Raw genomic sequence first — 23,632 nt, 5'->3', positions numbered from 1 at the left:
GCACTATTCATATGAATAGCGCCTTTTATTATTTATTTAGCTTCCCCCTCCGGAGTCGTTTTTACTTTCGTTTTGTTTTTATCACGGTTGTTATAGTTATACTTCGAACGGTCTACTGGAGTAAATCCTTCCGGTGTGTAGAATCGTAATAAGTCACCATTTACGACTTGGTCAGAGTATTTTAGTGAGTTTTGAACCATTTGTTCATTTTTCTTTATTTCATCTGTAAATTCTACTGGTTTTCCAGTAGTTGTATCATAATATTTGCCGTTTAGTGCCGTAACTGTTGGGCTTACGTAATTACCGTTACGGAACGCAACGACTTGTTTATGATCTGGTGATAATAAATCAGAACCAAATTGAACATAATTCTTTGTATCTGTACCTAGTAAGTGTAATAGTGTTGGAAGAACGTCAATTTCACCACCGTATTGATGTTGTACGCCACCTTTCACTCCTGGTACACGAACGATTAAAGGTACACGTTGTAACTGTGCATTTTCAAATGAGTTCATTTCTTTACCCATTACTTTTGACATTGCTGCGTTATGGTTATCTGAAATACCGTAATGGTCTCCGTACATAACGATAATTGAGTTATCATATAAACCAGATTGTTTCAAGTAATCGATGAAGCCTTTTACAGATTCGTCTAAATAGCGTGCTGTTTGGAAGTACGTATCTACTGATGAATCACCTGTTGTTGCTGGTTCAATCGTTGCTTCTGCCTTATCAATTGGATAAGGGAAATGGTTTGATAACGTAATAAATTTTGTATAGAACGGTTGTTTCAACGTTTGTAATAACGGAATAGATTCATTAAAGAATGGTTTATCTTTTAATCCGTAGTTTACTACGTCTTTTTCATTCATATCATAGTATGACGCATCAAAGAATTTATTAAAACCAAATGATTTATAAATATCGTCACGGTTCCAGAATGTTTTGTAGTTACCGTGGAATACTGCTGATGTGTATCCTTGTTGTCCTAAAATAGCTGGTGCTGATTGATACGTATTATGAGATTTCGTTGTAAAGACAGAACCTTGCGGTAAACCAAACATTGAATTCTCTAACATAAACTCCGCATCAGATGTTTTCCCTTGTCCTGTTTGATGGAAGAAGTTATCAAAGTATAGTGTATTCGCATCTTTTGTAAATGAGTTTAAGAACGGTGTAACTTCTTGACCATTTAATTTGTAATCAATTAAGAAGTTTTGGAATGACTCTAAATGAATGTAAATTACGTTCATTCCCTTTCCTTTACCGAAATACTCAGGATTTGGACTTGCATAAGTTGATGTTAAATAATTTCGTACTTCTGTCATATTATCGCCATCAGCTAATGCTCGTTCTGTCGATGCTTTCGCACTTTGAATTCCATCATAAATTGTGTAGTTGTATGCACCTAAATATTTCACAATATAATTACGGTCAAACGTTCTAGTTAATAATTCAGGACGGTCAGACTCTGCAAGACCTAAGTTAACACTGAATAATAAAATACCTGCTACAAATACTAATGATAATTTATGCTTCGCAACACGAATTGGTTTCGGATTTGCAAATTTCGTTGCTACTAATCCAATTAAAATAATTGTATCTAAGAAGTATAGCGGATCATAAAGATGTAGCAACGCAACAATACTACCACCTAAATCTCCAAAGTTATTCGTTTGTGTTAATGTCGGGAACGTAATAAAGTCACTGAAAAAGCGATAATATACTACGTTTGCGTATAAAAGAATCGACAATAACAAGTTGATAACAATTAACCAAATATAAGATCGTTTCCCTTTTGCAAATAATGCAAGTCCTAAAAATAGAACTGCTGAACTAAGCGGGTTAAAAAACAGCAAGAATTTTTGAATTGTGTTTGAAATTCCTAAATTAAATTCCGTTACATAAGCTGCATATGTTTTGAGCCAAAATAAAATAACGGCAAACAGAAAGAATCCAAAATGATTGCTTAACACATTTTTGCTCTTTAATAAGAACTGTTTCATTTCTCCACCTCTTTTAATCATCCAAGGCTTATTTTTTATAAGTCTGTCTCTCTATTCAAATTTTCTTCTTCAAATAGATTATCTTTATTTAACTATATGAAGAATATTAGTAATTATAATTTGAAGCTAGTATTTATTCAACTATTTCTTTCTAGACATTTTGACCTTGGTTTCTATTTAACAAAATAAATTTGTAACATTTCCTGTTTTCTCCCAAGATTCATCCACTAATTATGACACCCCATACTATATACCTTTATAAACTCATTCGCAAACTATTCTATCTCCAAATTTGGTACATATTTCACATGATAAAATAATGCGATTTGATTATATTACTCCACTTACATTTCCTTTCTTCAACTAACTCTTTAAATCTTAAACTCATTACATCCCTTCCATACATAAAAAATTCTCATGTTCATTGATATTATATTTGAATAATTATTCATTTGATCTCCCAGCGATGTTACGTTTTCTCGACAAAAAAACTCGCTCTTTTTAGAGCGAGTTTTTTCATTATATATTATTGACCTTTGTACATTGCATCTACTTGTTTTTGAAGTTCCTCATTTTCTAAGAACTCATCATAAGTAGCCTCTTTATCGATTACACCGTTTGGTGTTACTTCGATAATGCGGTTTGCAATTGTTTGTACGAACTGATGGTCATGAGATGTGAATAAGATTGTACCTTTGAATGCGATTAAACCGTTGTTTAACGCTGTGATTGACTCAAGGTCTAAATGGTTCGTTGGATCGTCAAGTGTGATTACGTTCGCACCACTTAACATCATTTTAGATAACATACAACGAACTTTTTCGCCTCCAGATAATACAGAAACGTTCTTCTTAACTTCTTCACCTGAGAATAACATACGGCCTAAGAAACCACGTAAGAAGCTTTCAGACTCATCTTGTGGAGAGAATTGACGTAACCATTCAACTAAGTTGTAATCACTGTTCTCAAAGTACTTAGAGTTATCTCTTGGGAAGTAAGATTGAGAGGTTGTAACACCCCATTTGAATGAACCACTATCCGGCTCCATTTCACCCATAAGGATTTTAAATAATGTTGTCATTGCAATATCGTTACGGCCGATAAATGCAACTTTATCACCTTTATTTAAAGTGAAGTACACATTATCTAACACTTTTTCACCATCAATTGTTTTAGAAAGACCTTCAACAGTTAATAAGTCATTTCCTACTTCACGCTCAGGTGTGAAGCCAACGAATGGGTAACGGCGTGATGACGGTCTAATATCATCTAATGTAATTTTGTCTAATAATTTTTTACGAGAAGTTGCTTGTTTCGCTTTAGAAGCGTTTGAACTAAAGCGTGCAATGAAGTTTTGTAACTCTTTTACTTTCTCTTCTTTTTTCTTATTAGCATCTTGTGTTAATTTTAAAGCTAATTGGCTTGACTCATACCAGAAGTCATAGTTACCAACATAAAGCTGAATTTTACCGAAATCAAGGTCAGCCATGTGCGTACATACTTTATTTAAGAAGTGACGGTCATGGGATACTACGATAACTGTGTTTTCAAAGTTCATTAAGAAGTTTTCTAACCATTGAATCGCTTTTAAGTCCAAGTGGTTGGTAGGCTCATCTAATAATAGAATGTCAGGTTGACCGAATAAAGCTTGAGCAAGTAATACTTTTACTTTCTCTGCCCCAGTTAATTCTGACAATTTCTTATCATGAAGATCTTCACCAATACCTAAACCTTTAAGAAGGATTGCAGCTTCTGACTCAGCTTCCCAACCGTTAAGCTCAGCGAACTCACCTTCAAGTTCAGCAGCACGCATACCATCTTCATCACTAAAGTCTTCTTTCATGTAAATAGCATTTTTCTCTTGCATTACTTTGTAAAGTTGCGTGTGACCCATAATTACTGTTTCTAATACTGGGAACTCTTCATATTCGAAGTGGTTCTGTTTTAATACTGCTAGACGCTCACCTGGCGTAATATGTATGTCACCTGTTGACGGTTCAATTTCTCCAGATAAAATCTTTAGAAATGTTGATTTACCAGCACCGTTTGCTCCGATTAAACCATAGCAGTTACCTGGCGTGAATTTTATGTTAACATCTTCAAATAATTTGCGATCCGCGAAACGCAAACTAACGTTACTTACTGTAATCATTTGTGTCCTCCTACTAATACCGCTTATTTCAGCGTTTTCTCACCGATTGTCTTAAAAAATCGCATATTACGACTCAATTATTGTAGACTATAGCTATTATATAGTAGAAGCTGGATGAATAGCAACGGTTGATTACCTTTCTACAATGAAATCGGATAGTTTTTGTCCATTCCCCTAGCTATTGTATGTATATCATCGACCTCTTTCTCATATAACCTTTCACTGCTCATTCTGTAATATATCGGATTCATTTTCTTCTGAAATATTATATACCGAAAAAACTGTAGAGAAATCATTCCCTACAGTCTCTTCTTATTTCGTATTTATTATTTTCTCTTTGTAACTCTTCATTTTACTCGTTAACCCTATTAACGCTGGTAATAATATCGGCATCACAATTAAAGCTAATAGAAGAAGTGCAACGCCAACTACTGATGCAACTTGTATAAGTGTTAATACACCTGATGGAATTAATGCTGCAAATGTCCCGCCTAAAATTAGCGCAGCTGATAATACAACTCCTCCTATATGACGAGATGCAGTTACAATTTTCGTTACCGAATCCCCTTCTATCTCGTTATAGCGCATCATTACGAAAATACTATAATCCACTCCTAAAGCGACAATCATAATGAAGCTAAAGAATGGAACATTCCAGCTTAATGACTCTACATGTAATACATGTGCACTAATTTGTTCGCTTATACCAAGTGATGCAAAGTACGCCAATAGTAATGAGCCAATAATAAATATTGTGTTTAGTAATGAGCGTGTAATTACGATTAATACAATCGCAATGCCAATCAACATAATCGTAGCTGTACGTAAGAAATCTTTCCCTGTTACTTCTTTTAAATCCACGTTTCTAGCTGTTGTTCCGCCAATTGCTGTTTTCGCATCATGTAATTCCGTTCCTTTTACAGTGCCATCGATTGTTTTATTAATTTCTTGAATAATTGGCATCGCTTCTTTTGAATACGGATTTACATCTAAAATGATAGTCATTTTAGCAATTTTTCTATCCTGTGACATGTACGTGTTCAATGCTTTTTGGAAATCTTCTCCCTCTAGCACTTCTTTTGGAATATAAAACTTCTCAGAGCTTTTCGATTCATTGAGCTCCCCTAAATATTTCTGTGCGTCATGCAGGCCATTACTTACTTTTCCAAGCCCTTCTGTACTTTTAGATAAACCGGATTGTAATTGGCCCATCTTTTCTTGCAGATCTTTAAGGCCCGTTAAAAGTTGTCCTTGCCCATCGTTTATTTTCGTTAATCCAGACTGTAACTCAACTGATTTATTTGCAATTTGTTTTGAACCTGAAGAACCTTCATTTAATCCATTTTTAAGATCGGCTGCTCCCTTTTGTAACTTATTAACTCCATTGCTCATTTCTTTTAAGCCGTTATCCACTTTCAGTAACGATTGATTCGCTTCTTTAAATGAACTCATCGCCGTTTTGTGCTGTGTTGCTAATTGATTTAATTCATTTGAAAGTACGCTTAATTTCTTTTGAGCCTCTTTAGCAATTCCTATCGTTTGTTGTATGTTTGGATCATTCGCTAATTCTGGTTTCGTTTGAACGAAATTGGTCATTAACATTTCAATTTGTTCATATCCCTTTTTCGCACCATCAATCGCTTGAGAAATACTTCCGAAGTATTGATCGTAAGAGTTTAAACCTTTTTCTAACTGTGCATAACCAGCATGCAGCTGCGACGTTGCATTAGATAGAACATTTATATTTTCGTTTACTGAAGCTAAACCACTCTCAATTTGCTGTGCTCCTTGTTCACCGTCGTTTATGCCATTTGATAATTGATGTAAAGCTGTTCCTAATGCTGATACCCCGTTTTTCGCCTCGTTCGTTCCATCAATTAATTTTTGAACATTCGCAAGACTATTTGAATCATTACTTCCCATTTTATTTTTCGCATCTGTTAATCCATCATTAATTTCCTTTATGCCACCATCGGCATCCCCTAATCCTGTATTCAATTCTCCCGCTTGCTTATTTAAATATAATTCTTTTATCTTCTCACCAGTTGGACGTGTTGGTGCATATACTTCTGACACACCTTTAACTTTCGAAATTTTATCAGTTAATTCGTCTAAAATTTGTAGAGAAGTTCCTTCATCCAGCTTTTTATCAGATTGAATGACTAATGTACTCGGTGAAGAGAAACCAGGCGGAAAATGATCCTCTATTACGTTAATACCCATCTTGGATTCATACTTATTATCCACTTCAAATAAATCATTGTAATTAAGTGTATTAGAGTATTTTAATACGAAAGGAATCGATATTACGACTACGATGATTAAAGCGACAAATGGTCTTGCTACTGAGTTTTTCGCAAAGAATCCCCATAAGCGACTATCCTCATGACCTTTAAATGTTTTAACTGGATAAAACATTCCTTTTCCTAAAAGCACCATGAAAAATGGATTTAAAGTCGTTAATACGAGTAATAATACTAAAACACCAATTGCTACCGCTGAAGTAGATTGATATAATTTAAAACTTGCTAACGCAAGTGATGCAAAACCAATTAGCACCGCTATTCCGCTATATAATACAGTTTTACCTGCTGATTTGAATGTTTCTTTCGTAGTTAAAAATGCATTTTCTTGTTTACTTAATTCTTCTTTAAACCTCGTATATAATAAAATGTTATAATCTGTTCCTACCCCAAACAGGACGACGACTACGAACACTTGTGTAAAGTTTGAGAATGGAAAATTAAATTGATCTACAAGCTGGGCAATAATCCCCATTGAAACTAAATACGATATACCAACTGTAAGAAGAGAAACAATTGGAACAACTGGTGAACGGAATACAAGGATTAATACTACAAGAATGAAAATGATTGAAATAACTTCTGTCTTTTTCACTCCCTCTTGAGAGGATTTAAGAAAATCACCCGCTATTAAGTCACTTCCTGTTAAATACGTTTTTACCCCTTTCGTTTGCACTTTTTCATGAAGATTATTTGAAACTTTTGATATTTCACCATGTTTTTTATCTATCGATATTTGCGTTAAAATAGTCGTATTATCTTTAGAAACTAATTGTTTCTCCAAGTCTTTATTGTCTAAATGTGAAACAACTTCCTTAATTCCTAATTGCTCTTTTTCATTTCGCAGGGCGTTGATTGTTTTTGTTATTTCCTTTTTTTGTTCATCTGTTAAAACTGCCTTATTGCCACTATTAAAAACGGCTATAATTTCATACTTTTCAACCCCTTCTTTATCCATCTCTTTCATCATCTTGTCAGCAATACTGCTTTGCTTTGTATTAGGGATTGTAATTTTCCCTTTTTCTTTCACTAATTTATCCATATTAGGCATCGTTACGACCATTGTAATAGTAATAACTATCCATAATAGAAAAGTTAAACTTCTCCAACTTTTTAACTTGCTCATTTGAATCATCTCCCGTTTTGAAATTTACACGTGGAATGAATATTCATTCCTAATCTTTTGAAAAAATTTATAGGAATGAACGTTCATTCCTATCATTCTATTAAATTATTAATTAACTATATTAAACTAGGTAAATCGGAATGAATATTCATTCCTATCCTTATAACGCTATAGAATCAAATGATTCTAATAGCATTCCAACAGCTTTCTTCCAATTCCTTTACCAATTCATCTGTATATTCTAACTGCCCTGTTTCCATTACTTTAATTAATTTTTCAATTGGTTGATATACAATAATAATTAAAGCAATTGGTGGTAATGGACGAAGCAAACCTTTTTCGATTCCATCTTCAATCAAGTTCATGAAGAAACCCATGAAGTCCTCGAATATTTCATTGCTATGTTCATCTAGAAAATAACTATCACAGTGAGAATTTGTAAAAAGAAAAGCATCTGCATTTTGTCTCGCAAATTCAAATAAACGGTTGTATGTATGGCTAAACTGTTCACGAATATTTGCATCGACCGGGAAATCATTTTTTATTAATTCCGATAGTTGTAAAACACTTTTCGTAAATAAAGAATTAACAAGCGCTTCTTTATTTTCAAAATAACGGTAAATCGTACCTGCACCTACTTTTGCTTTTTCAGCAATCATGGGAATTGTTGTACCATCATAACCTCGTTCTGCAAAAAGTTGTATTGCAGCATCAAAAATATCCTCTTGTTTGTTTTTAGCCATTTTTCCACCTCAATTTCCAGGAATGAAAATTCATTCCGTTTTTAATTATAAATTAGATACGCTAAAAGTCAAGTGTGTGACAAAGTATAGCTGTCATTTCTTATCCCCTATTTGTGAATGAAATTATATGAGCAACTTTCTGGATATATTGGCGCAACTTAAAATTATATCAGCGATTCTCATGATATATCGGCGCAACTCTAATTATATCAGCGATTCTCATGATATATCGACTTACCGAAAGAAATTCACAATATAAGAGGAGGATATCCCAAAATTTCACTTGGGATAGCCCGCCTTCATACATGCAAATTAAAAGAAATCATAAATAAACGGCTTACGCACTGGTACTAAATTATCAAATGACCGTATTACTTCGTCACTTCCACTAATGAATTCCAGTTCATTTAGTTCTAACGGACGTTTATATCCAAGCATTATTGCCGATAGCGCAGTTATATCCAGTTTAATTCCTTTTTCCGTTGTTTCTTCTACAATTGTTATTTCATGATTTGCAAGTCTCACTGTTATGTTATTCCATGGAGCAAATGCGTCTGTAATGTTTAGGATCACTTCTTGCTGTACATTGTTCCAATTCAACTCATATTGTTTTAAAAACTGCTCCACATCTACAATTCTTCCCATAAAATATGGTTTTATTTCTGTCTTCACGCGTGGCTCTTGCAATGTATATAATAATGGTTCGCTCTCACTTACTGTCATTTCAATTTCTTTAATCATAGAATCATGCTGACAAATAAAGTTCCACAGACCATTTCGTGCTTCATTATGCAGTGGTACAAATTCTTCTACTGTCATTTTATAGTTTTCTATTTTGTATAACATGTAACCTGCTGCCTTTTTATTTTCATCATAGTAAATGGCTAATGTTAAATCATCATAAACCGCTTGTAACCACCAGTTCTTCTCTCGAACTAACATACATGAAAAACGTTCTGCAAATGCTTCATAGAGCTTCTCGACTTCTTCTGGATGATTTTCTTTATTAAAACGTTTCACAGTACCATTTACTTGTTTTTTCATTACTAAATCGCTCTTACTCATATGACATTTGAGTAGATTCGCACAAAGTTCCCAGCCGTATTTACGATAAAATGAAACAGCAAATGGATGTAACATAGAGACTGTATAGCCATCTTTTTTCATTGTTTGAAGTGAATGTTGAAGTAGCTCTTTTACATACCCACTTCTTCTGTACTCTGGATACGTCGCTACTCCTGCAACGCCACCCATTTTAAATTTTTCTTTACCTATGTAAATATGAAACGGAATGAGGTGTAGTTTTGCAGCTAAGTCTTCCCCTTCCATAATGCCGTATATTTCATGACTTTCCTTCATTTTTGTAAGTTGCTGCTGTAATCGTTCCTCATCTACTTTATATTGAAAAGCGTATTCTGATAAACGTAATGCTTCTCTGAACTTATCTTCTTTTAATTGTATGACATTCATATAATTCTCCTCCATTCCCTATTTAAATTGTATCATAATTCTTACTATTATAGTTCGGTAAGTGAAATTACACGGACGTTTTAACAAAAAAAGCAGATACATCACGTATCTGCTTTCCACCCTTTTTATTTAGCTAACTTTTGAAGTTCGTCAAAGAATGTAGGATATGATACACCTACTGCTTCTGCATCTTCAATAATTGTTTTTCCTTCTGCCAGGCAGCCAGCAATTGCAAGCATCATTCCGATACGGTGATCACCATAACTATTTACTATATTGCCTTTTAGAGCTGATTTTCCATAAATGATCATACCGTCATCAGTTGCTTCTATTCGAGCTCCTAGTTTCGTTAACTCAGCAACGACTGTATCAATACGGTTTGTTTCTTTTACTTTTAATTCGTGTGCATCTTTAATTACTGTAATTCCTTCTGCTTGCGTTGCCGCTAATGCAATAACAGGAATCTCATCAATTAATCTTGGGATAATATCCCCGCCAATTTCAATTCCTTTTAATGAAGATGTTTCAATCGTAATGTTTGCAGCTGGTTCTGATGATCCTTCGTTAATTGGCTCTACAGTGAACGTAGCACCCATTTTCTCTAAAACATCAATAATACCTGTACGAGTTGGATTCATCCCTACATTTTGTAATACTAGTTTACTATTTGGAATGATTGCACCGGCTACTAGGAAAAATGCAGCTGATGATACGTCACCTGGCACTTGAACATCTGTTGCTGTTAGCTTTTGTCCACCTGCAAGTTTCACTGTTTTTCCTTCGCGCGTTACTGTAACGCCAAATGCTTCAAGCATTCTTTCCGTATGATCACGGGAAATATGTGGTTCTGTAACAGCTGTTACACCTTCTGCGCGAAGTCCTGCAAGTAAAATAGCTGACTTTACTTGTGCGCTTGCTACAGGCGAAGTGTATTCAATTGCTTTTAAATCTCCGCCCCGTATTGTTAGCGGTGTAAACGTTCCTTCTTCCCGCCCATCAATGTTTGCACCCATTTGTTTTAATGGATTTGTAACACGTTTCATCGGTCTTTTTGCGATAGATGCATCACCTTGTACGCAAGAGAAAAATGGTGTATTTGCCAAAATCCCTGACATTAAACGTATAGTTGTACCAGAATTACCAACATCTAATACAGCTTTCGGTTCTTGTAAACCTTCTAATCCTTTGCCAACTACAGTGACTTCATCACCGTTTTGCACGATGTCTACTCCCATTTCTTTAAAACAAGAAATCGTACTTAAACAATCTGCACCGGGCAAGAAACCTTTAATTGTTGTTTTTCCTTCTGCAATCGCACCGAACATGACAGCGCGGTGTGAAATGGATTTATCTCCTGGAATTGTAATGTTACCATTTAATCCGTTATTAACAGGTTGTATCGTTCTTTCCTTCACGTTTTCACCTTCTCATTTAAATTGTTTCATAAGTTTGGTATTTTTCTTCTCCAAGCGCTAGCTTTGCTTTCATACGATCTTCTTCTCTTTGGAAGCTAATACGTAATACCCCAAGCAATCCTTCACGCGCTTCTAATATTTGCAAGTTCGTAATACTAATTTCTTCGCGCGCCAAAATACTCGTAATATGAGCCAATGCCCCTACTTTATCTAAAACATCGACGTATAAGTCGTGATAGGCAGGAATTGCCCCTCTCTTTCGTACTGGTAAAGAGTCACGGTATTCTTTCGCGTCTGCAAAATAGTTTTGAATCTCGCCTGCATCTCCGGTCGAAACTGTATCATATAAATCTTCCATTTCAGAGATCCACTCTTTTAATAATACCATTAAATGCTCACGATTTTGTTTAACAATATCACTCCACATTTTTGGGCTACTAGATGCGATACGTGTAATGTCTTTAAATCCTCCGGCAGCTAGTTGATGAATGAGCGGATTATCTCCTGCATGTTTCTCCACTTGCTTTACTAACCCAGCTGCGATAAGATGCGGAAAATGACTAACGATCCCTGTTACATAATCATGTTCTTCCGTATTTAAAACGAGAAAATGAGATCCCGTTCCATTTAACCAACGCTTAAGTTCTTCTACATGTTCATTTGGCACATGATTCATCGGCGTTAAAATGTAAAATGCATTTTCAAATAAATGCGCTTTTGCACTTTCAACGCCTGTTTTATGAGAACCTGCCATCGGATGTCCGCCAATGAAAGAAACTTCTTTTGAAAACAAAGCTTCCGCTTCATTCATAATCGTCCCTTTTGTACTACCAACATCGGTTACAATCACATCTTCTCGTAAACGAAATGACGCTAATTTGTGTAATAACTTCTTCGTTTCTTCAACTGGAGAAGCAAAAACAATTAAATGTGCCTCTTCACATGCATGCTGTAAATTAATTGCTATTTCATCTACTACATGTAATTCTTTTGCACGCTCTACTTGCTCTTTAAATATATCGTACCCTGTTATCGTTACATCGTGCTCTTTCTTAATTGCTAATGCGAGAGAGCCTCCTATTAAACCTGTTCCAATTAATACTACCTTTTTACGCATTTTCCTCATCTCGAGACTTTCTTTTTTTATTTTCAAAGTGTTGTTGTAACACTGAAATCACCCCTTCATTTTGCTCCCTTGTTCCGACTGTAATACGGATACCATTCGGGAACGGACGAATAATAAATCCTGCGTGTGCACAAGCTTCATAAATCTCTCCAGCATTCTCAACTGGCAAGAAGATGAAATTTGTTTGCGATGGATAAAATGGAATTTCATTTTCCTTACAAAAGCTTTCATATTGTTGTAATCCCTCTGTATTTACACGAACTATTTCCTCAATAAACTCATCGTCACCAAAAGCAATCGTCGCTGCTTTTTGCGCTAATGAAGATACGTTAAATGGCAAACGAACGACATTTAATTTTTCGATTAACTCTTCCTGTCCAACCGCATATCCAACGCGGAAAGAAGCTAATCCGTACGCTTTAGAAAATGTTCTAAGTACAAGAATATTTTTATGTTTTTCTAAAAGCGGTAATGTCTCTGGGAAATCTTTTGCTGTTACGTATTCATAGTACGCTTCATCAATGACAATTAACGTATTTTCACTAATACCTTCAATGAATTGAGTCAATTTTCGGTCATTCACATATGTGCCTGTTGGATTGTTCGGGTTACAAATCCATACAATTTTTGTATTGTTATCTACTACTGAAGAAATTTCTTCTAAGTCGTATACACCGTTATTTAACGCAACTTCCTTCACTTCGCAACCTTCTATAATTGCATGATGACGGTACTGCGGGAATGTTGCACCTGCTGTTACAATGTTATCTCCCGCTCGTAATACGGCGCGGCTTATTATTTGAATGATTTCATCTAAACCACTACCACAAAGTACTTGTTCCATTTGCACATGCAACTTATCTGCGATTGTTTGACGGAGCGTTGTAGCACCTCCGTCAGGATATAAAGCATGTTCCAACCAAGAGTTTTGCAACTCTTCTAAAACTCTCGGTGAACAACCAAATGGATTTTCATTCGATGCTAATTTCACAAACAAATGATCTCCGTACACTTCTTTCATTTGTTCTGGTGATTTACCTGGTTTATATGGTTGTAATGATGATAGTTGATCTTTTACTTGCACGTTAAACCCACCTTTTTATTAAAATTCTTTTGCGTAGTTATTGTGTTGCATAATATTTTGTTTTAATAATTCCATACGATCTTTTCCGAATTGTTCGACTAGAGCATCTGCAAGTTCCCATGCCACAACAGATTCAGCTACTACACCCGCCGCTGGTACTGCGCAACTATCAGATCTTTCAATACTCGCTTGGAATGCTTCTTTCGTATCAATATCAACGCTTGCTAACGGTTTGTATAAAGTAGGAATCGGCTTCATCACGCCTCTTACGATAATTGGCATACCTGTTGTCATACCGCCTTCTAGACCGCCGGCATTATTCGTTTTTCTCGTGTATCCTTTTTCTTCATCCCACAGAATTTCATCATGCACTTTGCTTCCTGGTTGTCGTGCCGCTTCAAAACCTACGCCAATTTCAGCACCTTTAAATGCATTTATACTCATAATTGCACCAGCAAGTTTTGCATCTAATTTACGATCGTAATGGACGTAACTACCGACGCCAATCGGCATACCTTCTGCAATGACTTCCACAATACCACCGATTGAATCTCCACTACTTTTTGCGTTGTCAATCGCATTCATCATTTCTTGCTCTACTTCTTTATCTAAACATCGAACTGGTGAGTTTTCAGTAATTGTTTGAATTTCTTCAATCGATAAGTTTGAAATATGTTTTGCTTTTACTCCACCAATTTCAAGAACATGTCCTGCAATTTCCACGCCTAATTCGCTTAAAATTTGTTTTGCAACTGCACCAGCAGCTACACGAACTGTCGTTTCTCTTGCAGATGACCGCTCTAATACGTTTCTTATATCACGATGACCATATTTAATTGCTCCATTTAAATCTGCATGTCCGGGACGTGGTTTTGTAATTGTACGTTTCATGTCTTTACTTTCTTTTTCCGAAATTGGCTCTGCACCCATTACTTTCGTCCAATGTTTGAAATCATCATTTTTTACAATTAACGTAATCGGTGATCCAAGTGTCATCCCGTGACGAACACCACTTACAATTTCAACTGTATCTGTTTCAATTTGCATACGTCTTCCGCGTCCATGACCTTTTTGTCTTCTTAATAATTCTTTATTAATATGTTCCGCCGTAAGTGTCAAACCGGCTGGTACACCTTCTAAAATAACTGTTAACTGCGGTCCATGTGATTCTCCAGCTGTAATGTATCTCATTTCTCTTGCCCCTTTACTATTTTTTTGTACAAAAAAGTCCCTACTGAGCGCTCAGTAGGGACGATGTTTATCGCGGTACCACCCTAGTTGTAGACTTCTTTCGTCTACCTCTCTTCTTCTTTAACGATCGTTTGACCGTCTTCCCCTCCAAAAGTTGTCGGGAAAGATGCTCCAAGGCTGTAATTCATGCTTACCTTTGTACTGATTCACACCGACCATCAGCTCTCTTTAACAGTGAGATAAGCACTACTGTTTCCTCTTCAACGCATATATGATATGGAATTAAGATAATTTATTTTTGAAACCTTTTAACTCATCCATGAATCTATGGAATTCTGGAATGTCCATTTGTTGTGCAGAATCTGATAATGCAACTGCTGGATCTGGATGAACTTCAGCCATTACTGCATCTGCGCCAATTGCAAGTGCCGCTTTCGCTGTTGGTAATAATAAATCTCTGCGTCCAGTTGAATGTGTTACATCAACGATAACTGGTAAATGTGTTTCTTTCTTTAAAATTGGTACTGCAGAAATGTCTAATGTGTTACGTGTTGCTCTTTCGTATGTGCGGATACCGCGCTCACAAAGAATAATTTGATCGTTACCTTGCGCAATGATGTATTCCGCTGCGTTAATGAACTCATCAATTGTTGCTGCTAATCCACGTTTTAATAATACTGGTTTGTTAACTTTACCTACAGCTCGTAATAAATCGAAGTTTTGCATGTTACGTGCGCCAACTTGAATTACATCAACGTAGTCTAATGCCATTTCAACATCGTTCGGATTTAAAATTTCACTAATAATTGCTAAGTCAAACTCATCTGCTACTTGACGTAAAATTTGAAGTCCTTCTACTCCTAAACCTTGGAAATCGTATGGAGAAGTTCTCGGTTTGAATGCACCACCGCGCATTAATTTTAAGCCTTGGTCTTTCATCGCTTGCCCTACTTGGCGAACTTGTTCTAAGCTTTCTACCGCACAAGGTCCCATGATGAATGTTTGTGTTCCGTTACCAATCAATTCACCTTTTACATCAACGATTGTGTTTTCTTGTTTCTTTTTACGTGATACTAATAACGCTTTACGGTTATCATCTTCTTGTAACTCTAAGCTAGCTTTGAAGATTGTTTTGAAAATATGTTGAACTGTTGATGTTTCGAATGGTCCTTCGTTATGCTCTGCGATCATATCAAGTACTTCACGCTCACGTACTGGATCAAAGCGTTTCGTACCTTGTACTTGCTTTTGCTCTCCAATTTTTTGAACGATTTCACCACGTTTGTTTAAAAGGTGTAATAGTTGTAAGTTAATTTCATCTACCTGTTTACGTAATTGATCTAATTCATGATTTGCCATTTGGAAATCCTCCTCTAATGTTTTAAAAGTATAGTAAGAGAATAAAAAATTCTCTATTTTCTGAACTGACTAATTATACAAATTTATAGTGGAATCGATACCTCTTCTTATCTTAAACTAATAATTCGTACAAAGACATGAACTACTAGTTAGAAACCCACTTTTTTGTACAAAAAAGCCCTACTGATCCAATCAGTAGGGACGATATTTATCGCGGTACCACCCTAGTTGTAGACTTCTTTCGTCTACCTCTCTTCATTGTTAACGATCATCTGACCGTCTTTCCCTTCATAAAGACAATACTATCTTTACTACGAAAAAGATGCTCTAGGACTGTAATTCGCTCTTGTTTATGTACTGGTTCGCACCAACCACCAGCTCTCTGTTACAGGGAAACAACAACTACTGCTTTTCCTTTCAATGCATGACTATTTTATTTTCAAGTTGGACCACTAAAATACAAAAAGTCCCTACTGAATAAATCAGTAGGGACGATATTTATCGCGGTACCACCCTAGTTGCAGACTAACTTTCCGTCTACCTCTCTTCACTGTTAACGATCAATTGACCGCTTTTTCCTCATAAAGACAAACTATCTTTATTACGAAAAAGATGCTCCAAGACTGTAATTCATGATTATCCCTGTACTGGTTCACACCAACCACCAGCTCTCTGTTACAGTAAGATTAACCACTACTGTGATCTCTTCATTGCACTTTGTTTATTCAAATGTTTTTTGAAATTGAATAAGTATGATTCGTATTATAGAACGCTTTTCAAAACACTGTCAACAACTTTTTATATATTTTTTAAAATTCCACTTTCGTCCTATAATTCTTTTTGTAAATCACCCATTACAATTCCTATGCGAATCATTTCATTTTCTAGTAAATGTAAAACATATTCCTCTACTTCATACTGAACTAATAATTCTTTTATTTGTATGATTTCTTTTTCAAATAAAACGGCTTCGTGACATGTTTGTAGTAAAATAAAAAACACATTTGCAAATATTTCTTTATGCGCTTTCATACTTTCTTTTTTATGAAGCATTTCAATCAATAACTGCTTCATTTCCTCACCTGTACATTTACCATGTACACTTGAAAATGCACGAGACATAATACATAATCCTTTTTCTAATATTTCATCCATGTATAAAATAATACGTAAAAGCATTACATATTCTCTTGCAGTTATCTCACCCATTTTTGGTCGTTCTCGCAAAAATACACTGAGCCAAGCTGTCCAAAATTTTTGTTGTTCTTTTACACTTAATGTTTTGACGTAATAGCATAAAAACTGCATAAACTTAATTTTATTTTCTTCATTTTCTAGTATGAGTAACGGGTATAACCAATCTGTTTTTTGCTCCCAATATAGTACACATTTAATAAATACAAAGCTAAGCCACTTCAAGAAAGCTTCTCTCGTATGCGGATGTAATACTTCCAAATGTTCTATCGCATACTTAATAAATCGCTTCATTTCTGTAAATAAAGGTAAATTTATTTGCGTGTAACATAAGCCGGCCCATGCATATTCCGTAATCTCATTTTGTTTTTTTAAATCTAAGTATGGTAACAAATATTTTCGGCACCATTGTTTTTCAATATGATATAAAAATGTAATATCTGCTATTAAACGGGCAAACATAAAGTTTGTTCGTTCCGAATTAACTCTTACTTGTTCTTCAAATAAAAATAAATATTCATATACATTACGATCGTATAAATGATCATATGATAACAACTTTAATAATACAGCCGTCATTTTTCCAACTGGATGCTGAATTGATTCATTATAAAAATCTTGTTTCCCAAGCTTAAAATCTGTATCACTCTTCATAACTTGAGGAAACACTGAAAAAGCAAATCGTTTTACAACACGTATACTATTCTCTTCTAACTCTTCTAGTCGATTACTAACTTCATATAGAAAACTACTAATTAACCAATGAAAAGCGGTATTTCTAACAAATTTCTGCAATAGCGGAATAATTTTTTGGATTTGCTCATTCGTCAATCCTCGATTATTTCGCCATTCTCTAATACAAACAAACCATACTTCATTACTTATTTCTTGCACTCCTACTAATCGGTATGCAAATGAAATACTCCACTCTGTGTTTAATTTACATGCTTTTGATAACATCTCTAAAAAATGGCGTTGTTCAAAAACACCATCTTGCGAAAATTGCTGAACTTGCTTCATAATTTCAACATCTTTCAGCTGCAATAATCCGTCAGCAGTTACATTGCAAGTAATGCTTTCTGCTGTATCTTCTTTCTTTTGTACACTGTATCGTTCAGAATGAAAATGAGGATGCTTTTGCTTCATTAACTCATACCCATTTGCCGTAGATGGGCTACTCGAATCACACTTGAATAATAAGTCTAATACGAGACATGCATCAAATACCCTCTCTTCTGTAAGATGCTTTATTACAGTTCGAGTGACTTCTTCTTTTGTTTTTTCTAAACAATGTGCATAATGCCTTTTTAAAAGTTGAAAAACTTCGTGTTTATAAGTGAAATCTAAAAGAAGTCCTTCATGTAACAACCATTTCATTTTGTCATCTACACGAACAAAAATATTTTTATTCATCGCATCAATTGCAATTCGCTTTTGAAGTACACTATTTGCTTCTATCATTTCTGTAATATAATAATCCGCTTTTTTCTCATTGTTTTCGCATAAATAAGTTAGACACTCTTTTACAATTCGTATTAAAAATGCAAGATCATTTTGATGAAACTCTTTCTCTACATTTTCCTTATTTCTTTTTTTCAGTGCCGTTTGTCTTAACGACAACATTCTCAATTTTTCTAATCCAATCATCATAATTGGAACAGCATAATAAGCGATATATGGCCTCATCTTTTCGTTCCAAATTTGCTCCACATGAGAAAATGTAGATACTGGTAAGCGACTCGATTCCTCGAGTTCTATTGATTCTTGCGTATCATTCCCCCATTTTCTTACACGTTTCAACTTCAGTTTTCCGTCTAAAATAAAAGTTAGTAACAATAAGGCAATTTCTTTATGCTCAGGAAAAGAACATTTTTGCAGTAACTTAGAAATCTTTTCTATAGAGCTACTATCTTTTTCAGCTGTTTCTAATAAAAGGAGTGTCCACCTTGCAAACAACAGCGGGTCCATCTTACTCTTCGTTTCGTTTAAGTAGTTACAAATTGTTCTCCATAATAACGGTGATATTTTAGAATAGTTTTTATAAATTAATTGAAATAATTCTTTCTGATGACTAAAAAGAAATTGTTCCACTAACCATTCTGCAAGTAATTCATCTACTTCATTATAGTTTGGCGTAAGCATAAACAAATTTTGTAATTTACCTTCTGCTTCTAACCATTCGACCCATTCATAATCATGAGCAAATTCCACAAAGTAACGTACTGTTTCAATTTTTTTAATCGATTGCTTTATGTATGATAATTGTTCCTGTTCTACTGACGGGGGAACCGTTACAATATCCCGAATACGCATTCTTTTCGTAATATAATTATCACCCATTAATTCAGCCCAGCGTTTTACCGCTTTTACGAGGGATTGATGATTATTCACCTTATTCGGATACACAATTGGTCTTATCCCTAAATGTTCCCAATGGTACGTATTTTCTCCTTGTGCGACAAAAGCAAATCGTCTTGTACTTGGTGGTAAACCAGTTGCTAAATATTTCATTACTGGGTCATTATGACTATATCCAACGAATAAAACGGTGTAATTTGAGAATAGATCAACTAAAAATCTTCTTGCCCATCCTTCTGTTAAGTAAGCCCTTCCAAAATCACCGTCTGTTAAAATTAAAGCCTCTTTCTCCTGTTCTACATTACCATGTATATAAGCAAGACCTTTAAAAGCTCTCCCAGTCGGTAAAGCTGGAGCGTAATAAACATTGATATCTCTATTTATTTCCTTAATTGCTGTTGTAAAATGTTGATCAAAATTTGTTGTTACAATGCGGATATCTGTATCTAAAGGAAATAGCCTTGGAATTGCATAATGCAATGGATTCGGTTTTGATTTCTCTATATGAACAAGATCTCTTGCGACTTGATGTACATCTTTTGTTTTCGCAATTTTACCAAGATAATAATCATGTGGTTCTGTTATTTCGCGTTTTTCGACATATAACGTTTTTGCAATTTCATCAACTAAATCATCAAAATTCGGTAAGTTTGATTTCCCTTTCATAGAAACTCCCGCTCCAACAAATAACACTAACTTTCCTTGCTCAAGGTGATCAATTAACTCATCTGGAATTTCTACTTCTGAAGTAATCCACATCCTGGATTCCCCCTTACCTAAAAATGTCATACACTCTCATTTTACTATAACATTTTTTCAATGTTTTTATAATATTTAGACTAAATTCCGAACATGAAAAAGTTTTATATAAATAAATCCGTTACAATGTATGAACTTCAGAATTTATTGAAAAACTATGTATAAATCGGAGGTGTAAATTTTGAATGATTTCACAGTAGTGCTTATCAAGTTTATATCGTGCATTATCGCATTTAGCATTGGGCTTGCTTTATTTTTCCCTGCAACGTTTGTTCAAATTATTTCATTCAGTCTCTTTGTTACAATCGTATCCTACATGTTCGTTGATAAAATTATTTTAAATCGAATTGGCAATACTGGTGCCATTATGTCGGATTTCTTATTAACATATTTAAGCGTATGGATTTTCGGTAATATTTTATTAGACAACTATATGCAAATTGCATGGGGCAGTATCCTTTCTGCCATCGTCTTCACTTTATCTGAAGTAATCGTTCATCGCTTCTCTAACTCTCATACAAGGCACAACAATGATAACATTCGTATTAATCGCCGCTTTGCATATGGTACGGAGTTTGCTGAAGAACAAAATATATTGGATAAAGACAAGAAGAAGTAACATTTTAATGCAGGAGCACCCTTTTTAATTATGTGGTGCTTCTTTTTTGTATATTTTCATTATGGTACGTGAAATTATATAAACGATTATTTCAAAATATCGACTTACCGACAATATTTGACGCTTTTTTCTAATAAAAAAACTACCTCTTATTTAGAGGCAGCCACTTTCAAGTCTTTTAATGCAACAACATCCGCAAACGCTCCCAATACTGCGTTATGATGTTGCACAATATCTTCAGCACGTAACACTTCTGTATTAAATGTACTATGCGCATCACTCACTAACGTTACTTTATATCCTTCACTACATGCTCTGCGCGTTGTCGTATCTACACAATACTCTGATTGCATTCCCGAAAGAATAACGTGTTCAATTCCTTTCTCTTGTAACACTTCGCTTAAGTTTGTCTTATGGAATGAATCTGGCGTCGTCTTTTCAACAATATTATCTCCTTCTTGCGGAGCGATTGCCGCATGGATTCGCCACCCATCCGTACCTTTTTCTAACGGATGGTCTTTAGGACCGTTATGTTGGACATAAATAATTGGGATATCATTTGAACGACATTCCCTAATAAGCTCTTGCAATGTTTGTAAAAACTTTTCCCCATTATGTACTGGCATTCCAGCTGTATACATACCCACTTGCACATCAATTACGATTAATGCTTTTTTCATTTCACACATCCCCCTTTATTTGTATAAGCCATTATTATTGTTTATATTCCATCATCCAACAATCTTCTAATTTCCCCTCATGCAACTCATGTTCCTTTAAAATCTTTACTTTTTTAAATCCACTTTTTTCATAACACTTTATTGCTCGTTCATTATTTACTTTCGGATCCATTGCAATTGCTTCTGCTCCCATTTCACCCATAATATATGTAATTGCTGCCTGAACGAGTTTTGTTCCAATTCCCTTTCCCCAATAAGCTGGTTCACCGATAAATTGGTCCATACCCCATACATTTTGTGATTCTTTATAGCCATATGACGCTTTCCACTCTGAATCCACTGGGTACATTTGTATGTAACCAATGGGAACGGTATCAAATTCTATTAAACATCTTTTTTCATTACCGTTTGGATTATGTATAAAATGATCAAGCACCTTTTCTACAGACTGCGGATTATCTCGTCCTTCGTAATACCGCAGGACTGCTGGGTCCGTTAACCATTTAGAAACGATAGATGCATCATCTTCCATTACGTATCTAATCAATAAACCTTCTTTTTGAAAAAGCATATTATACCTCTATTATTCCTTTATATTTTTTCTTGCTGTTACATCTTTCATTGCACCTACTAATGCATATGGTAGTAATGTAATCGCAAAAAATGCTGTAAATACGTTAAATTGCGGGATTGTATAGAGTGTAAACCATTCAGTGAAAAATTGAGAATTTAATATTCTATTAAAAAACTCTCCACCTGGCCTAAAGTTTGGTGCCCACCCAGTGATTTCACACAAAATAAAGTGAAACTTTAATCAGTGGGGGTTTTGTTCATCCCCCACTGATTATTAGTTGAACCAATCGGGCTTTTATGGGCAGTTGATCCCCCACCTAACTTCTTCGCTTTCGCTGAATTTTGAGGTGGGGTCTTACTGCCCGTTAATGGGGGATAAACAGTAACTGAACAATAAAAAATGCACTTAGATAACGAAACCACATCCGTTTCCATATAGGTTTTGCATTTTTTAATGTATCTCCCGTCTAACCCCCTTCTTAAATATCCATCATATTGATTATACACTTCCCTCACTTTTTTTGTTAAAATTTTCTATATAATTAATACTGTTGGAGGAATACATTATGTCTAAACCTATACTTACATCCACTTTAATCATTCTTAGAGGAAACTCCGCAAGTGGTAAAACAACGATTGCAAAACAACTACAAGAACATTTTGGACAAGGGACACTTTTAGTATCACAGGATGTTGTACGTAGAGATATGCTTAGAGTACACGACACAATGGGTAATTTATCACATGATTTACTATTTGAAATTACGAAGTACGGAAAAGGAAAATGTAAATTTGTTATTTTAGAAGGTATATTGAACAGTCATAGGTATGGTGAGATGTTAAAAGAATTAATTCGTTATTTTGATGAAAATGCATTTGCATATTACTTTGATTTATCATTAGAGGAAACTATTAGAAGACATAACACAAGGGACAAACGACATGAATTTGGTGAAGATTCCCTACAAAAATGGTATAATCCGCACGATACAATTGAGGTTACGAGAGAAACTATTTTTACAGATAACTTTACGCAAAAAGATATATTTGATGTGATTTTTAATGATATTAAGATATACAAATAAGACTGACATAATCAATCAGTCTTATTTACATTATGTACCTTGTATCTCGGTCTTCATTACAGGACAATCTTGACATAAATAAAAATAGATATTCATTTTCCCAAACTATTCTTCTCTACTTCTCAATAAACTTCTGTTCTACTTCCTTACCTCATTCTTAATAGTTTTTCTAAACATGAGACAATTTTTATGTTTTATTACAGGTTTATTAGTAAGCCATTTAAAAATCCTATTATACTTCTACTAAAAAAATAAAAGCCAGCCTCAATAATGAAGTGCACCCCAATTGTTAGACACAGTCTAACAATTGGAGGTGCATTTTTTATGGCTAAATTTTCTTCAAAAGAAAAAATCCAAGCGGTGAAACGATATTTAGATGGTACAGAAAG

The 23,632-nt window shown here is 34.8% G+C and carries 16 protein-coding genes, 1 pseudogene and 3 other annotated features; of the genes and pseudogenes, 2 read left to right on the top strand and 15 right to left on the bottom strand.

Annotated features, from left to right (window positions below):
• Positions 1-32 precede the first annotated feature (32 nt).
• The 11 genes from ltaS to CGQ22_RS11725 form a co-directional block, all read right to left on the bottom strand.
• Positions 33-2,006: a lipoteichoic acid synthase gene (gene ltaS, locus CGQ22_RS11780; protein WP_000808745.1), complete on the bottom strand. Its 1,974-nt coding sequence runs from the start codon at positions 2,004-2,006 to the stop codon at positions 33-35.
• A 526-nt stretch (positions 2,007-2,532) separates the two neighbouring features.
• Complete coding sequence (locus CGQ22_RS11775) at positions 2,533-4,158, bottom strand: ABC-F family ATP-binding cassette domain-containing protein (RefSeq protein ID WP_000633864.1); 1,626 nt, start codon at positions 4,156-4,158, stop codon at positions 2,533-2,535.
• Between the two features lie 312 nt (positions 4,159-4,470).
• Positions 4,471-7,587, bottom strand: a complete 3,117-nt coding sequence (locus tag CGQ22_RS11770) for an MMPL family transporter (protein WP_139032768.1) — start codon at positions 7,585-7,587, stop codon at positions 4,471-4,473.
• A 176-nt stretch (positions 7,588-7,763) separates the two neighbouring features.
• Positions 7,764-8,330 (bottom strand): TetR/AcrR family transcriptional regulator, encoded by a 567-nt coding sequence (locus CGQ22_RS11765; protein ID WP_001107290.1) that lies wholly within the window; start codon positions 8,328-8,330, stop codon positions 7,764-7,766.
• 312 nt (positions 8,331-8,642) lie between these two features.
• Positions 8,643-9,800, bottom strand: a complete 1,158-nt coding sequence (locus CGQ22_RS11760; RefSeq protein ID WP_001100921.1) for a GNAT family N-acetyltransferase — start codon at positions 9,798-9,800, stop codon at positions 8,643-8,645.
• 125 nt (positions 9,801-9,925) lie between these two features.
• Positions 9,926-11,215 (bottom strand): 3-phosphoshikimate 1-carboxyvinyltransferase, encoded by a 1,290-nt coding sequence (gene aroA, locus CGQ22_RS11755; RefSeq protein WP_000664613.1) that lies wholly within the window; start codon positions 11,213-11,215, stop codon positions 9,926-9,928.
• Positions 11,216-11,231: 16 nt separating this feature from the next.
• Positions 11,232-12,332 carry a prephenate dehydrogenase gene (gene tyrA, locus CGQ22_RS11750; RefSeq protein ID WP_001228129.1) on the bottom strand — a complete coding sequence of 367 codons (1,101 nt, stop codon included), beginning with the start codon at positions 12,330-12,332 and terminating at the stop codon, positions 11,232-11,234.
• Complete coding sequence (hisC, locus tag CGQ22_RS11745; protein WP_001197237.1) at positions 12,325-13,425, bottom strand: histidinol-phosphate transaminase; 1,101 nt, start codon at positions 13,423-13,425, stop codon at positions 12,325-12,327. The genes tyrA and hisC overlap by 8 nt, the downstream gene beginning before the upstream one ends.
• 18 nt (positions 13,426-13,443) lie before the next feature.
• Positions 13,444-14,616, bottom strand: coding sequence for a chorismate synthase (aroC, locus tag CGQ22_RS11740; protein WP_001269424.1), 1,173 nt, complete (start codon positions 14,614-14,616; stop codon positions 13,444-13,446).
• Between the two features lie 53 nt (positions 14,617-14,669).
• Positions 14,670-14,889 (bottom strand) — a binding site (T-box leader).
• A 9-nt stretch (positions 14,890-14,898) separates the two neighbouring features.
• Complete coding sequence (locus CGQ22_RS11730) at positions 14,899-15,975, bottom strand: bifunctional 3-deoxy-7-phosphoheptulonate synthase/chorismate mutase (protein WP_001273575.1); 1,077 nt, start codon at positions 15,973-15,975, stop codon at positions 14,899-14,901.
• A 194-nt stretch (positions 15,976-16,169) separates the two neighbouring features.
• Positions 16,170-16,405: a binding site (T-box leader), on the bottom strand.
• Between the two features lie 54 nt (positions 16,406-16,459).
• Positions 16,460-16,695 (bottom strand) — a binding site (T-box leader).
• A gap of 108 nt (positions 16,696-16,803) precedes the next feature.
• Positions 16,804-20,286: a DUF4020 domain-containing protein gene (locus CGQ22_RS11725; RefSeq protein ID WP_000265218.1), complete on the bottom strand. Its 3,483-nt coding sequence runs from the start codon at positions 20,284-20,286 to the stop codon at positions 16,804-16,806.
• Positions 20,287-20,467: 181 nt separating this feature from the next.
• On the opposite strand from CGQ22_RS11725, the gene CGQ22_RS11720 reads away from it, so the two are divergent.
• Complete coding sequence (locus CGQ22_RS11720) at positions 20,468-20,905, top strand: YndM family protein (RefSeq protein WP_000997702.1); 438 nt, start codon at positions 20,468-20,470, stop codon at positions 20,903-20,905.
• A gap of 149 nt (positions 20,906-21,054) precedes the next feature.
• Here the strand turns inward: CGQ22_RS11720 and CGQ22_RS11710 are convergent, their stop codons facing one another.
• From CGQ22_RS11710 to CGQ22_RS11700, 3 genes and pseudogenes are all read right to left on the bottom strand, one after another.
• Positions 21,055-21,585 (bottom strand): cysteine hydrolase family protein, encoded by a 531-nt coding sequence (locus CGQ22_RS11710; protein ID WP_000709547.1) that lies wholly within the window; start codon positions 21,583-21,585, stop codon positions 21,055-21,057.
• Positions 21,586-21,619: 34 nt separating this feature from the next.
• On the bottom strand, positions 21,620-22,156 hold the full coding sequence (locus CGQ22_RS11705; protein ID WP_000898777.1) for a GNAT family N-acetyltransferase: 537 nt from the start codon (positions 22,154-22,156) through the stop codon (positions 21,620-21,622).
• A gap of 12 nt (positions 22,157-22,168) precedes the next feature.
• A pseudogene (locus CGQ22_RS11700) lies at positions 22,169-22,387 on the bottom strand (YfzA family protein); the annotation flags it as partial.
• A gap of 337 nt (positions 22,388-22,724) precedes the next feature.
• Here CGQ22_RS11700 and CGQ22_RS11690 point away from each other — a divergent pair.
• Complete coding sequence (locus CGQ22_RS11690) at positions 22,725-23,243, top strand: kinase (protein ID WP_000042588.1); 519 nt, start codon at positions 22,725-22,727, stop codon at positions 23,241-23,243.
• A 197-nt stretch (positions 23,244-23,440) separates the two neighbouring features.
• Here the strand turns inward: CGQ22_RS11690 and CGQ22_RS32275 are convergent.
• Positions 23,441-23,632 (bottom strand): hypothetical protein (locus CGQ22_RS32275; protein ID WP_217900037.1); only part of this gene is annotated, 192 nt, incomplete at its 5' end.

The organism is Bacillus sp. M13(2017), from assembly GCF_002218325.1.
GTDB classification, from domain to species: Bacteria; Bacillota; Bacilli; order Bacillales; family Bacillaceae_G; genus Bacillus_A; species Bacillus_A thuringiensis_K.
Note: the sequence above shows the minus strand (reverse complement) of the source record. Positions and strands in the feature narration are given on the sequence as shown.

What these genes read in the sequence shown, in the direction of transcription:
- ltaS (WP_000808745.1), bottom strand. Translation starts at nt 2,006, where the DNA reads ATGAAACAGTTCTTATTAAAGAGCAAAAATGTGTTAAGCAATCATTTT.
- CGQ22_RS11775 (WP_000633864.1), bottom strand. Translation starts at nt 4,158, where the DNA reads ATGATTACAGTAAGTAACGTTAGTTTGCGTTTCGCGGATCGCAAATTA.
- CGQ22_RS11770 (WP_139032768.1), bottom strand. Translation starts at nt 7,587, where the DNA reads ATGAGCAAGTTAAAAAGTTGGAGAAGTTTAACTTTTCTATTATGGATA.
- CGQ22_RS11765 (WP_001107290.1), bottom strand. Translation starts at nt 8,330, where the DNA reads ATGGCTAAAAACAAACAAGAGGATATTTTTGATGCTGCAATACAACTT.
- CGQ22_RS11760 (WP_001100921.1), bottom strand. Translation starts at nt 9,800, where the DNA reads ATGAATGTCATACAATTAAAAGAAGATAAGTTCAGAGAAGCATTACGT.
- tyrA (WP_001228129.1), bottom strand. Translation starts at nt 12,332, where the DNA reads ATGCGTAAAAAGGTAGTATTAATTGGAACAGGTTTAATAGGAGGCTCT.
- aroC (WP_001269424.1), bottom strand. Translation starts at nt 14,616, where the DNA reads ATGAGATACATTACAGCTGGAGAATCACATGGACCGCAGTTAACAGTT.
- CGQ22_RS11730 (WP_001273575.1), bottom strand. Translation starts at nt 15,975, where the DNA reads ATGGCAAATCATGAATTAGATCAATTACGTAAACAGGTAGATGAAATT.
- CGQ22_RS11725 (WP_000265218.1), bottom strand. Translation starts at nt 20,286, where the DNA reads ATGTGGATTACTTCAGAAGTAGAAATTCCAGATGAGTTAATTGATCAC.
- CGQ22_RS11710 (WP_000709547.1), bottom strand. Translation starts at nt 21,585, where the DNA reads ATGAAAAAAGCATTAATCGTAATTGATGTGCAAGTGGGTATGTATACA.
- CGQ22_RS11705 (WP_000898777.1), bottom strand. Translation starts at nt 22,156, where the DNA reads ATGCTTTTTCAAAAAGAAGGTTTATTGATTAGATACGTAATGGAAGAT.
- CGQ22_RS11690 (WP_000042588.1), top strand. Translation starts at nt 22,725, where the DNA reads ATGTCTAAACCTATACTTACATCCACTTTAATCATTCTTAGAGGAAAC.